The sequence below is a fragment of the Kitasatospora sp. NPDC058965 genome, assembly GCF_042741245.1.
In the GTDB taxonomy this organism is placed as follows: domain Bacteria; phylum Actinomycetota; class Actinomycetes; order Streptomycetales; family Streptomycetaceae; genus Kitasatospora.
The window spans coordinates 1-12,007 of record NZ_JBHYKG010000144.1 but is presented as its reverse complement, the minus strand read 5'-3'; the positions used below and the strand labels follow the sequence as shown (position 1 = coordinate 12,007).

General features: G+C 73.9%; 10 protein-coding genes. 5 read left to right on the top strand and 5 right to left on the bottom strand.

The features are described 5' to 3' along the window. Nucleotides 1-63: 63 nt before the first annotated feature. A complete protein-coding gene (locus ACFW1A_RS23000; protein WP_380411030.1) occupies nt 64-615 on the bottom strand; it encodes an NUDIX hydrolase in 552 nt (183 codons plus the stop codon). Between the two features lie 119 nt (nt 616-734). On the opposite strand from ACFW1A_RS23000, the gene ACFW1A_RS22995 reads away from it, so the two are divergent. The 4 genes from ACFW1A_RS22995 to ACFW1A_RS22980 all read left to right on the top strand — a co-directional run bounded on the left by ACFW1A_RS22995 (nt 735) and on the right by ACFW1A_RS22980 (nt 5,266). Continuing rightward, complete coding sequence (locus tag ACFW1A_RS22995; RefSeq protein WP_380411029.1) at nt 735-1,805, top strand: type III polyketide synthase; 1,071 nt, start codon at nt 735-737, stop codon at nt 1,803-1,805. Nucleotides 1,806-1,818: 13 nt separating this feature from the next. Then, nucleotides 1,819-3,015, top strand: coding sequence for a cytochrome P450 (locus ACFW1A_RS22990; RefSeq protein ID WP_380411028.1), 1,197 nt, complete (start codon nt 1,819-1,821; stop codon nt 3,013-3,015). After that, on the top strand, nt 3,009-3,539 hold the full coding sequence (locus ACFW1A_RS22985; protein WP_380411040.1) for a cupin domain-containing protein: 531 nt from the start codon (nt 3,009-3,011) through the stop codon (nt 3,537-3,539). The genes ACFW1A_RS22990 and ACFW1A_RS22985 overlap by 7 nt, the downstream gene beginning before the upstream one ends. A gap of 95 nt (nt 3,540-3,634) precedes the next feature. After that, complete coding sequence (locus ACFW1A_RS22980; protein WP_380411027.1) at nt 3,635-5,266, top strand: acyl-CoA dehydrogenase family protein; 1,632 nt, start codon at nt 3,635-3,637, stop codon at nt 5,264-5,266. A gap of 68 nt (nt 5,267-5,334) precedes the next feature. On the opposite strand, the gene ACFW1A_RS22975 is transcribed toward ACFW1A_RS22980, so the two are convergent. The 4 genes from ACFW1A_RS22975 to ACFW1A_RS22960 all read right to left on the bottom strand — a co-directional run bounded on the left by ACFW1A_RS22975 (nt 5,335) and on the right by ACFW1A_RS22960 (nt 10,046). Then, nucleotides 5,335-6,843 carry a carbohydrate binding domain-containing protein gene (locus tag ACFW1A_RS22975; RefSeq protein WP_380411026.1) on the bottom strand — a complete coding sequence of 503 codons (1,509 nt, stop codon included), beginning with the start codon at nt 6,841-6,843 and terminating at the stop codon, nt 5,335-5,337. Nucleotides 6,844-7,006: 163 nt separating this feature from the next. Then, a complete protein-coding gene (locus tag ACFW1A_RS22970; protein ID WP_380411025.1) occupies nt 7,007-7,624 on the bottom strand; it encodes a GNAT family N-acetyltransferase in 618 nt (205 codons plus the stop codon). 54 nt (nt 7,625-7,678) lie between these two features. After that, nucleotides 7,679-8,332: a nitroreductase family protein gene (locus ACFW1A_RS22965; RefSeq protein ID WP_380411024.1), complete on the bottom strand. Its 654-nt coding sequence runs from the start codon at nt 8,330-8,332 to the stop codon at nt 7,679-7,681. A gap of 76 nt (nt 8,333-8,408) precedes the next feature. Continuing rightward, nucleotides 8,409-10,046: an ABC-F family ATP-binding cassette domain-containing protein gene (locus ACFW1A_RS22960; protein WP_380411023.1), complete on the bottom strand. Its 1,638-nt coding sequence runs from the start codon at nt 10,044-10,046 to the stop codon at nt 8,409-8,411. Between the two features lie 282 nt (nt 10,047-10,328). On the opposite strand from ACFW1A_RS22960, the gene ACFW1A_RS22955 reads away from it, so the two are divergent. Continuing rightward, nucleotides 10,329-11,939, top strand: coding sequence for an ABC-F family ATP-binding cassette domain-containing protein (locus tag ACFW1A_RS22955; RefSeq protein ID WP_380411021.1), 1,611 nt, complete (start codon nt 10,329-10,331; stop codon nt 11,937-11,939). Nucleotides 11,940-12,007: the final 68 nt, after the last annotated feature.

Sequence of the window (12,007 nt, the reverse complement as noted above, 5' to 3'; positions counted from 1 at the left end):
GGCGGGCGGGGCTGGGGGCGGGGGGGGGGGCGGGGTGGGTTCCCCCCGCCCCCCGCGACGCGTTCAGACCCCGCGCTGCTCGGCGGCCAGCGCGATCAGTTCGGCCCGCCAGGACTCGTACGCCAGCAGCCCGGCGGCCTGCGCGACGGTGACCGGACGCACCTCGACCACCTCCTCGCCGTCCTCCGGGTTGGTCGGCGCCGAGTCCACCAGCACCTCGGCCCAGCCCCAGAGCCAGGCCTTCTCCGGGTGCGGCTGCCAGGGCCGGTACGGGGTCGGACGGTCCGTCACCGCGCGGTGCGCGCCCAGCCAGACCGGCTCGTCGAGCAGCCGGGCGCCGGCCTCCTCGCGCAGCTCGCGGACCAGGCAGTCGCGCACCGACTCGGCCGGCTCCCGGGTGCCGCCGGGCAGGAACCAGTGGTCCTTGGCGTCGCGGCACAGCACCACCCGGCCGTCCGGGGTGAACCCGATCAGGTGGATGTTGGTGATCAGTTCGTCCGGCGGCAGCGCCAGTTCGAACTGCGCGTCGATGCCGCCCCATTCCCAGCGCTGCGGGGCGAAGAGTGCGGGAAACCGGTCCTCCGGCTGGCTGCTGAGCTCAGTGGTTCGCGTCATCGGGTGATCCTAGTCCGCCCGGTGGCCGCCGCGTCGCGCGTGATCACCCACCGTGTCCGCACCGTATGATCCTGACGAAGTGTCAGAACGGGACGGCCGAGGCCAGGGAGACGGACGAGATGGCAGTGCTCTGCAGGCCGGCGACCGAGGTTCCGGAACACGTCCTCACCATGGACGACACCCTGGCGATCGCCCGCGACCTGCACCGGGACCACCCCGACCTGGAGTTGGTGCTGCGGCTGATCAGCCGCACCGGGGTGCGCAAGCGCCACCTGGTCCAGCCGGTCGAGCGGACGCTGCGCCACCCCGGCCTCGAGGCCCGCAACCAACTCTTCGTCAGCGAGGCGAAGAAGCGGGTGCCGCCGGTGGTCCGCCGGGCGCTGGACCACGCCGGGCTGCTGGCGCGCGAGATCGACCTGATCGTCTTCGTCTCCTGCACCGGCTTCACCATGCCCTCGCTGACCGCCTGGCTGATCAACGAGATGGGGTTCGACCCGCGCACCCGGCAGTTGCCGATCGCCCAGCTGGGCTGCGCGGCCGGCGGCGCGGCGGTGAACCGGGCGCACGACTTCTGCCAGGCCTACCCCGGGCGCCACGCGCTGGTGGTGGCCTGCGAGTTCTGCTCGCTCTGCTACCAGCCCACCGACCTCGGGGTGGGCCAGCTGCTGTCGAACGGCCTGTTCGGGGACGCGGTGGCGGCCGCCGTGGTGCGCGGCGAGGACGAGGGGTACGGGGTGCGGCTGGAGCGCAACGGCTCCTACCTGATCCCGGGCACCGAGGAGTGGATCTCCTACGCGGTGCGCCCCACCGGCTTCCACTTCCAGTTGGACAAGCGGGTGCCCGGCACCATGGAGCCGCTCGCGCCGGTGCTGGTCGAGCTGGCCGAGCAGCACGACTGGAAGGCGTCCCAACTCGACTTCTACGTGGTGCACGCGGGCGGCCCGCGGATCCTGGACGACCTGGGGACCTTCCTGGGGGTGCCGCCGGAGGCCTTCCGGCACAGCCGGGCCACCCTCACCGAGTACGGCAACATCGCCAGCGCCGTGGTGCTGGACGCGCTGGACCGGCTGTTCGCCGAGGGCCGCGCGCTGGACGAGCAGCGGGGCATCCTGGCCGGCTTCGGCCCGGGGATCACCGCCGAGCTGGCGCTGGGCAGTTGGACCGATCGCCGGCCCGGCCGGCTGAGTTGAGCGAGGGGTACCGATGGACCGACCTGCGGTCACCGAGTGGACCGTGGACCACCTGGACGAGCTGGCCCACGACCCGGTGATGGCCGACGCCCTGGGCCGGGCCGAGCTGGGCCTGGTCCGGCTGCCGCACGGCACCGGCGAGGCCTGGCTGGCCGGCAAGTACGCCGACGTCACCCGGTCGACCTCGGACGCCCGGTTCAGCCGGGCCGCGCTGCTGCACCGGGACGTCACCCGGCTGGCGCCCAACCCGATCCCGCTGCACGACGCGGTGGGCTTCGCCGACCCGCCGGAGCACGGCCGGCTGCGGCGCTCCGCCTCGCGCGCGTTCACCCAGCGGCGGATCGACCGACTGCGCCCGAGGTCGATCGAGTTGGCCAACCGGCTGCTGGACCGGATGGAGCGCGACGGCGCCCCGGCGGACCTGGTCGCCGCCCTGTACGCGCCGTTCGCGATGCACGGGATGAGCGAGCTGATGGGGATCCCGGAGGAGGACCGGGAGCGGGTGGTGCAGTGGGCGGGCCGGATCATCACCTCCGCGCAGCCGCCGGAGGCGAGCGAGCGGGCGAAGCGGGAGATCGAGGCCTACTTCGGCCGGTTGGCGGACCGGCGGCTGGCCGAGCCGCGGGACGACCTGCTCAGCCACCTGCTGGAGGGCGAGCGGGCCGGCGAGCTGACCCGCGAGGAGCTGGTGGCCTTCGCCGTGCTGATGCAGACCAGCGGGATGACCGCGGTGCGCCGCAACAGCTCCAGCATGGCGTACGCGCTGCTGACCCGGCCGGACCTGTGGCAGCGGCTGGTCGCCGAGCCGGCGCTGCTGCCGCAGGCGGTGGAGGAGCTGCTGCGCTGGGTGCCGCACCGCAACGCCGTCGGCCAGGCCCGGATCGCCACCGAGGACGTCGAGCTGGGCGGCGTGCTGGTGCGGGCGGGCGAGGCGGTGTACTCCTCGTACGTGGCGGCCAACCGGGACCCGGCGGTCTTCGAGCGGCCCGACGAGCTGGACTTCGACCGGCAGCCCAATCCGCACCTGGCCTTCGGGTACGGGCCGCACTACTGCGTCGGCGCGGCCTTCGCGCGGATGGAGACCCAGGTGATGCTGGGGGTGCTGACCGAGCGGTTCCCGCGGCTGCGCCTGGCCGTGCCGCGCGAGCAGGTGCCCTGGCAGCGGGGCGAGTTGATCCGCGGACCGCGCGAGCTGCCGGTGGCCTGGTGAGCGGGCTGGTGCTGCCGCCCGGCGCCGGGCGGCAGCTGGCCGGGCCGGCCCAGCACGTGACGTTCAAGATCACCGGGGAACGGAGCACCGTCGGCTCGCTCTTCGAGGTGGTGGTGCCGGTGGGCTTCGACGTGGGGGCGCACCGGCACGCCCGCGGCGAGGAGTTCTTCTACGTGCTGGAGGGGGAGGTGGACATGTTCGCCTTCGAGCCCGAGGTGCGCACCGCGGGCCGTTGGCAGCGGTGGCGCTCGGCGGCGGGCGAGACCGTGCACCGGGGGACGCCCGGCGCCCTGCTGCACGTCCCGCCCGGCTGCCCGCACGGCTTCGCCAACGCCGGTCCGGCCCCCGCCCGGCTGCTCTTCCAGGCCGCGCCGCCGCCGGACCACGAGCGCTACTTCGAGGAGCTGCTGGCGCTGCTGGCCGACGGCCCGCCGGCCGCGGACGCGGTGGACGAGTTGCGCCGGCGCTACGACATCGAGCAGCTCACCCCGCTGGAGCCGGGCACCCCGCTGCCGGTGGGGTAGCCCCCGGCAGGCGCCGACCGGCCGCCGGTACTCCCCATCGCCCCCGGGATGCGGCAGAGTGGGACCGATACTTACTCACGAGTAGGGAGCCGGCCGTGCCGCACACCCACGAGGTCACCAACCAGGTCCCGCTGCCGTACGGGCACAACACCGCCGAGGACCCGGCCGTGCTGGCCGCCCTGCACCGGGCGGGGGCCGGCTGGGCCGAGGCGGAGCTGCGCGAGCTCGGCGCGCTGGCCGGTACCGAGCAGGCGGCGGAGTGGGGCCGGCTGGCCAACGAGAACGAGCCGGTGCTGCGGACCCACGACCGGTTCGGCCACCGGATCGACGAGGTGGAGTTCCACCCCGCCTGGCACCAGCTGATGACCGTGGCGGTCGAGCACGGCCTGCACGCGGCGCCCTGGCGCGACCCGCGGCCGGGCGCGCACACGGCCCGGGCCGCCAAGTTCTACCTGTGGAGCCAGGTGGAGGCCGGGCACGGCTGCCCGGTCTCGATGACCTACGCGGCGGTGCCGGCGCTGCGCGCCACGCCGGAGCTGGCCGACCGGCTGGAGCCGCTGCTGGCCTCCACCGTCTACGACTTCGGCCTGCGCGAGCCGCACGGCAAGCGCGGGCTGATCGCCGGCATGTCGATGACCGAGAAGCAGGGCGGCTCGGACGTGCGGGCCAACTCCACGGTCGCGCTGCCGGCCGGGGACGGCACCTACCACCTGACCGGCCACAAGTGGTTCACCTCCGCCCCGATGTCGGACGTCTTCCTGACGCTGGCCCAGGCCCCCGGCGGCCTGAGCTGCTTCGTGCTGCCCCGGGTGCTGCCGGACGGCACCCGCAACGCGCTGCGGATCCAGCGGCTCAAGGACAAGCTCGGCAACCGGTCCAACGCCTCGGCCGAGCTGGAGTACGAGGAGGCGGTCGGCTGGCTGGTCGGCGAGGAGGGGCGCGGGGTGCGGACCATCATCGAGATGGTCAACATGACCCGCCTCGACTGCACCCTGGGCGCCGCCGCCGCGATGCGCCTCGGGGTCCAGCGCGCCGTCCACCACGCCGACCACCGGCGGGCGTTCGGCACCGAGCTGGTGCACCAGCCGCTGATGCGCAACGTGCTGGCCGACCTCGCGGTGGAGTCGGAGGCGGCCACCACCGTCGCGCTGCGGCTGGCCGAGGCCACCGACCGCTCGCTGGCCGGCGACCAGGGCGAGGCCGACTTCCGCCGGCTGGCGCTGGCGGTGACCAAGTACTGGGTCTGCAAGCGCGGTCCGATGCACGCGGCGGAGGCGCTGGAGTGCCTGGGCGGCAACGGCTACGTGGAGGAGTCCGGGATGCCGCGGCTGTACCGCGAGGCGCCGCTGGTGTCGATCTGGGAGGGCTCGGGCAACGTGGCCGCACTGGACGCGCTGCGCGCGATGGCCCGCAGCCCGCAGTCGGTGCAGGCCTACTTCGCCGAACTGGACTCGGTCGCCGGCGCGGACCGCCGGCTCGACCGGGCGGTGGACGCGCTGCGCAAGGAGCTCGGCGACCTGACCGACGTCGAGTACCGCACCCGGCGGCTGGTGGAGCGGATGGCGGTCACACTGCAGGCCGCGCTGCTGGTGCGCCACTCGGTGCCGGCGGTGGCCGAGGCCTTCATCGCCTCGCGGGTGGCCGGCGACCACGGTGGCGCGTTCGGCACGCTGCCGGTGGGCGTCGACACCGAGACCGTCATCTCCCGGGCCCGGATGGCCGGTTGACGCGGAAAGGCGTCCGACCCGCCGGGTGGGGGCCGGCGGGCCGGAGTCGGTGGGGGAGTGACCTGCCGTCAGCCCGTGTACTTGGCGAAGACCTTGGCGAAGTCGTACGGCTGCTGCGGCACGTTGGTGCACTTGTAGAGCGCGCCGCCGGTGCAGGCGTTGGCGTCCCGGCTCATCTCCCAGAAGGCCAGCTCGCCGAGGTGGTGCTGCTGGGCGAAGGTGACCACCTGCTGGGCGGCGGCCAGGTCGAAGACCTGGTGGTCGTCGTTCTCGCCGATCATCGGGGTGACCCCGACCGCGGCCCAGAGCTGCGCGTCGGTCTTGGCCGGGTAGAGCGCCTTGAGCTGGTCGTGGGTGCTCTGGGCGGCCTGGACGGCGGCGGTGCCGTAGTTGGTGCCCGGGCGGCCGTAGTCCATCGCCATCACGTTGACCAGGTCCAGGTCGACCCCGGCGTTGACCGCGGACTTGACCACGTTCAGCCCGTCCGAGGTGAGGCCCTCGGGCAGCACCGGCAGGGTGAGCGAGACCTTCAGGCCCGGGTGGGCCTGCTGCAGCTTGGCCAGCGCGGCCGAACGGCGGTCGTTGGAGGCGGTGTCGGAGACCGCGGCGCCCTCGACGTCGAAGTCCACGTAGCTCAGGTTGTAGGCCTTGACCACCGCGTCGTACTCGGCGAAGAGCGAGTCCACCGTGCTGCAGGCGGCGGCCAGTTCGGTGCCGGAGGCACCGCCGAACGAGACCTTCACGTCACCGCCGGCGGCCCGGACGGCGTCGATCTGGTCCTTGGCCCAGGCCGCCCGCGGGTCGTAGGCGTTGAACCAACTGGCCTTGCAGCCGACGCTGGTGACGAAGGCCAGGGTGTACGACTTGATCCCGCTGCCGGCGCTGAAGGCGCTCAGCGTGGGGGTCGGCCAGGCGCCCATGTCCACGTACGGGGCGACCGGCATGGCGACCGAACCGGGCGCGGGCGTGGTCGAGGTGGGCGTCGGGGTCGGGGTGGGAGTCGGCGTGGGCGTCGGGGTCGGCGTGGGGGTGGGGGTGGGCGTGCCGCCGCCCCCGCCCGGCCCGCTGAGCACCACGTCGTCCGCCAGGAAGGTGCCCTGCCCGTACCAGCCGTGCAGGTACACCGTGACGCTGGTGGTGCTCGCCCCGGTGGTGAAGCTGCCGCTCAGCCGGCTCCACGAGGAGGCCGACGGGGTCCAGACCTGGGGGTCCGTCACCCCGGCGCCGGTGGCGCCCAGGTAGACGTAGTTGCCCTGGACCCAGGCGCTGAGCGCGTAGGTGGTGTTGGGCTGCACCGCGACGGTCTGGGTGCACTGCGCGGTGTCGCTGCCACTGGCCGCGCCCTGCAGCGCGCCGGTGCCCGCGTGCACGGGGGAGGAGACGGCCGAGTCGCCGGCCGAGCAGCTCCAGGAGCCGAGGCCGCTGTCGAACCCGCCGTTGGCCAGCAGGTTCGCGGTGTCCGCCTGTGCGCCCACCGCGAGCGCGGTCAGGCCGCCGGTGGCGAGCAGGGCGGCGCAGCCGAGCGAGAGGAGCCGGGCCCGCCGGGCGGCGGGACGGCGGTGGAGCGCGCGTGGCATGGGGGTGCCTTTCGACGTGCTGATCGTGGGGTGCACCAAAAATGGCCTAGACCAACTGGGCACGTCAAGGCTCGGCCCGTCCGCGAAGGCTGCGTTACGCCCCGCTTAAGGTCGCCGGCCCCGGGCGGGCGGCCCGATCCGTGCCGGACCGCCCGACCCCCCGTCAGACCGTCCGGTCCGCCCGCTCCATGACCCAGATCAGCTTGCGGCCGGTCTCGGCCGGCGCGGTGGCGGCCTCCTCGGCGACCCGGTCCAGCCGGTAGCCGAGCTTGCGCGGCACCGCGGCGCTGGCCGCGTTGGCCTCGTCGCAGTGGATCTCCACCCGGTCGACGTCGGGCAGCGCCAGGGCGGCCTCGGTGAGCGCGGCCGCCCCGTGGGTCGCGAGCGACCGGCCGGTGTGCTCCTTCGCCACCCAGTAGCCGATCTCCAGCGCGCCCGGGCCGATCCGCCGGTGCAGGCCGAACATGCCCAGCACGCTCGCGGGTTCGTCCCGGTGGCTGATCACGTACAGGAAGTCGGTGCGGTTCTCCCAGAGTTGCCAGCCGGCCTTGGTCATCTCGGTGCTGCGCGCGAGGCTCGGCACGTCCTTGGCCCAGGGCATCCACGGGCGCAGGTAGTCGATGTTGCGCACGATCACCGCGTTGACGACGGGTGCGTCGGCGAGCGTGCGGCGGCGCAGCAGGTAGCCGTCGGGCAGGTCGAGCAGCTCGGGGGGCGGGACGGCGGCCGGGGTGGGGGTCAGCGGCGCGGCGTTGACAGGGCCGTCGGCAGAGTCGTTCATGACAAGTATCATCTCAGCCGCACCGCCCCACCGACCAGCGAACGTGGCGACTGCTCAGAGCCGGACCAGGACCTCGTCGAGCTCCTTGCGGTGCAGGTCGGGCACCAGGGCGCCGTCCGCCGGATAGCCGACCGGGATCACGTAGGCGGCGCGCTCCTCCGCCGGGCGCTCGCAGACCTCGTTGAGGAACTTCATCGGGCTCGGGGTGTGGGTGAGGGTGGCCAGCCCCGCCTGGTGCAGGGCGGCCAGCAGCAGGCCGACCGCGATGCCGACCGACTCCTTGGTGTAGTACGGGCGCGGCGAGTGCGGGCCCTTGTGCACCTCGAAGACCACGATGACGGCCGGCGCGTCCTCCAGGAAGGGCTTGTGCCAGTCGGTGCCGATCGGTGCCAGGGCGGCCAGCCACTCCGGGGAGGCGCGGTGGGCGTAGAACTCGCGCTCCTCCGCCTCGGCCGCCTCGCGCAGGCGCCGCTTGCGCGCCGGATCGGTGACCAGCACGAAGCGCCAGGGCTGCACGTGCGCGCCGCTGGGCGCGGTGGCGGCGGTGCGGACCGCCCACTCCAGCACGCCCGGCGGGATCGGCCGCCGGGAGTAGTCGCGGACGGTGCGGCGCTGGGCCATCACCTGGTGGAAGCTCCGGGCGCGGTCCTCGGCCTGGTCGGCGGGAACCTGCATCGGGCGTAGCGGGACGGCGGGGTGGGTCGTCATACGCGGAGTATGACGACCTGCCCACTGGTCTAAACCTCCGTCAGGTCCGGCCGGGCCGCGGCCGGTCGGTGCGGGGTCAGAGTTCGGCCACCTTCCCGTCGGCGACCGCGATCCGCCGGTTGACCGAGACGGCGTCCAGCATCCGGCGGTCGTGGGTGACCAGCAGCAGCGTGCCGGTGTACGAGGCCAGCGCCTGCTCCAGCTGCTCGATCGCCGCCAGGTCCAGGTGGTTGGTCGGCTCGTCCAGCACCAGCAGGTTGACCCCGCGGGCCTGCAGCAGGGCCAGCGCGGCCCTGGTCCGCTCCCCGGGCGACAGGGTGTCGGCCGGGCGGAGCACGTGCACCGCCTTGAGCCCGAACTTGGCCAGCAGGGTCCGGACGTCGGCCGGGTTCAGCTCCGGCACCGCCAGGCCGAAGGCGGCCAGCAGGGTCTCCTGGCCGAGGAACAGCCCGCGCGCCTGGTCCACCTCGCCGATCACCACGCCGGAGCCGAGCGAGGCGTCGCCCGAGTCGAGGGCGAGCCGGCCGAGCAGCGCGGCCAGCAGGGTGGACTTGCCGGCCCCGTTGGCTCCGGTGATCGCGACCCGGTCCGCCCAGTCGATCTGCAGGTCCACCGGTCCGAAGGCGAACTCGCCGCGCCGCACGGCGGCCTGGCGCAGCGTCGCGACGACCGAGCCGGAGCGGGGTGCGACGGCGATCTCCATCCGCAGCTCCCACTCCTTGCGGGGCTCCTCGACCTCCTCCAGCCGCTCGATCATCCGCTGGGTCTGCTTGGCCTTGGCGGCCTGCTTCTCCGAGGAGGAGACCGCGGCGGCCTTGCGCATCCGGTCGTTGTCCGGGTTCTTCTTGAGCGCGTTGCGCACGCCCTTGTCCGCCCAGCCCTTCTGCATCCGGGCCCGGGCCTCCAGACCGGCCTTGGTGTCGGCGTACTCGTCGTACTCCTCGCGGGCGTGCCGGCGGGCCCGGGCGCGCTCCTCCAGGTAGGACTCGTAGCCGCCGCCGTACTGGTTGACCTGCTGCTGGTGCAGGTCCAGCTCCACCACCCGGGTCACCGTGCGGGCCAGGAACTCGCGGTCGTGGCTGATCAGCACGGTGCCCGCGCGCAGGCCCTGGACGAAGGCCTCCAGCCGCTCCAGGCCGTCCAGGTCGAGGTCGTTGGTCGGCTCGTCCAGCAGGAAGACGTCGTAGCGGGAGAGCAGCAGCGAGGCCAGGCCCGCGCGAGCCGCCTGGCCGCCGGACAGGCCGGTCATCGGCTGGTCCAGGCCGACCGCCAGGCCCAGCGAGTCGGCCACCTGCTCGGCACGCTCGTCCAGGTCCGCGCCGCCCAGGTCCAGCCAGCGCTCCAGGGCCTCCGCGTAGGCGTCGTCGGCCCCCGGGCGGCCCTCGACCAGGCCCTCGGTGGCCTCGTCCAGCGCGGCCTGGGCGGCGGCCACACCGGTGCGCCGGGCCAGGAAGTCGCGCACCGACTCGCCGGGGCGGCGGTCGGGCTCCTGGGGCAGGTGGCCCACGGTGGCGGTCGGCGGGCTGAGCGAGATCGCGCCGCCCTCCGGCTTGTCGAGGCCGGCCAGCAGGCGCAGCAGGGTGGACTTGCCCGCCCCGTTCACGCCGACCAGGCCGACCACCTCCCCGGGCGCGACCACCAGGTCCAGGCCGGCGAAGAGGGTGCGCTCGCCGTGGCCGGCGGCGAGGTCCTTGGTGACGAGAGTGGCGCTCATGATGGCTGAATCCTAGACGGCCCCGGAGAAAAACCCTTTGCGGCCGGGGAGGGGGGCTCGTACTCTCGAACCCGTTGCCCCTTTCTGAACGGAGAAGGCCGTTGCTCTACTGAGGTCCTGAGACACCGCTCCCGCGCTGGTTCTGTCGCGCGGTGTTGCAGAGCGTGCTCGCGATCTCGGTACGAGGCCTTTCGACGGTCCGTCGTTCCCGTTCGCCCCGTGCCCGTGCGGTGTCTCCCGTGTTGCTCGTTCCCGATCCCGGCAACCCCGCAGGAGGCCACCATGGCACCGACCACCCTCGCGATCCTCTGCACCGACCTCAGCTTCGAATGGCCCGACGGCAAGCCCGTGCTGGACCGCTTCCACCTGGGCATCGGCCCCGGCCGGACCGGTCTGATCGGCCTCAACGGGGCCGGCAAGTCGACCCTGCTCCGGCTGCTGGCCGGTGAGCTCACCCCGACCGGCGGCACCGTGCGGATCGGCGGCGAGGTCGGCTACCTGCCGCAGGACCTGGCCCTGGACACCGCGCTGCGGGTGGACGAGGCGCTCGGCATCCGGGCGCAGCGCGAAGCCCTGCACGCGATCGAGTCCGGGGACGCGGCCGAGCGGCACTTCACCGTGCTCGGCGACGACTGGGACGTGGAGGAGCGGGCCCGGGCCGCGCTGGACCGGCTCGGCCTGGCCAGGCTCGACCTGGACCGCACCATCGGCGAACTCTCCGGCGGCGAGGCGGTGCTGCTGCGGCTGGCCGCCGTGCTGCTGCGGCGCCCGGACGTGCTGCTGCTGGACGAGCCGACCAACAACCTGGACCGTGCCGCCCGGGACCGCCTGTACGAGGCGGTGTCGAGCTTCAACGGGGTCCTGCTGCTGGTCAGCCACGACCGCGAGCTGCTCCAGTACATGGACCAGATCGCGGACTTGCGGGACGGCGAAGTCACCCTCTACGGGGGAAACTTCGCCGACTACGAGAAGGCCCTGGCGGCCGAGCAGGAGGCCGCCGAGCGACTGGTGCGCAACGCCGAGGCCGACGTGCAGCGCCAGCAGCGCGACCTGTCCGAGGCCAACATCCGGCTGGCCCGCAGCGCCAGCTACGGCAAGAAGAAGTCGATCCAGCGCAACGACCCGAAGATCCTGGCGGGCGCGTTCAAGCGCAAGGCGGAGAACACCGCCGGGCGGGTGCGCGGCATGCACTCCGAGCGGCTGGCCGAGGCCAAGGAGCGGCTGGTCGCCGCGGAGGAGGCGTTCCGCGAGGACGCCGAGATCCGGATCGACCTGCCGCGCACCGAGGTGCCGGCCGGGCGCACCGTGCTGCGGACCGAGAACCTGCGGCTGACCACCGGCACGCCGGTCAAGCTGGAGCTGCGCGGGCCGGAGCGGATCGCCCTGGTCGGTCCGAACGGCGCCGGCAAGACCACCCTGCTGCGGACCGTCGCCGGTGAACTGCGCCCGCTGGAGGGCAGCCTGGAGTGCCCGGTGACGATCCGCTACCTGCCGCAGCGGCTCGACCTGCTGGACGACGCGCTGAGCGTGGTGGACAACGTCAAGGCGATGGCCCCGGGCATCGGCGACAACCTGGTCCGGGCGCGGCTGGCCCGGTTCCTGTTCCGCGGGGCGCGGGCCGAGCAGCCGGCCGGCACGCTGTCCGGCGGCGAGCGGTTCCGGGCCACGCTGGCGGCGCTGCTGCTGGCCGACCCGGCGCCGCAGCTGCTGCTGCTGGACGAGCCGAGCAACAACCTCGACCTGGCCAGCATGCGGCAGCTGACCGAGGCGCTGGAGTCCTACCGGGGCGCACTGGTGGTGGTCAGCCACGACCTGGAGTTCCTGCGCCGGCTGGGGCCGACCCGCTGGCTGCGGCTGGACGGGGAGGGCCTGCGGCAGGTCGACCCGGCGTGAGCGCGGCGGGCGGGGCCCGCCCCGGGGGGACGAACCACCCGCCCCGCCCCCCCCCGCCCCCGCCCATC

What these genes read in the sequence shown, in the direction of transcription:
- ACFW1A_RS23000 (WP_380411030.1), bottom strand. Translation starts at nt 615, where the DNA reads ATGACGCGAACCACTGAGCTCAGCAGCCAGCCGGAGGACCGGTTTCCC.
- ACFW1A_RS22995 (WP_380411029.1), top strand. Translation starts at nt 735, where the DNA reads ATGGCAGTGCTCTGCAGGCCGGCGACCGAGGTTCCGGAACACGTCCTC.
- ACFW1A_RS22960 (WP_380411023.1), bottom strand. Translation starts at nt 10,046, where the DNA reads ATGAGCGCCACTCTCGTCACCAAGGACCTCGCCGCCGGCCACGGCGAG.
- ACFW1A_RS22990 (WP_380411028.1), top strand. Translation starts at nt 1,819, where the DNA reads ATGGACCGACCTGCGGTCACCGAGTGGACCGTGGACCACCTGGACGAG.
- ACFW1A_RS22955 (WP_380411021.1), top strand. Translation starts at nt 10,329, where the DNA reads ATGGCACCGACCACCCTCGCGATCCTCTGCACCGACCTCAGCTTCGAA.
- ACFW1A_RS22975 (WP_380411026.1), bottom strand. Translation starts at nt 6,843, where the DNA reads ATGCCACGCGCGCTCCACCGCCGTCCCGCCGCCCGGCGGGCCCGGCTC.
- ACFW1A_RS22970 (WP_380411025.1), bottom strand. Translation starts at nt 7,624, where the DNA reads ATGAACGACTCTGCCGACGGCCCTGTCAACGCCGCGCCGCTGACCCCC.
- ACFW1A_RS22965 (WP_380411024.1), bottom strand. Translation starts at nt 8,332, where the DNA reads ATGACGACCCACCCCGCCGTCCCGCTACGCCCGATGCAGGTTCCCGCC.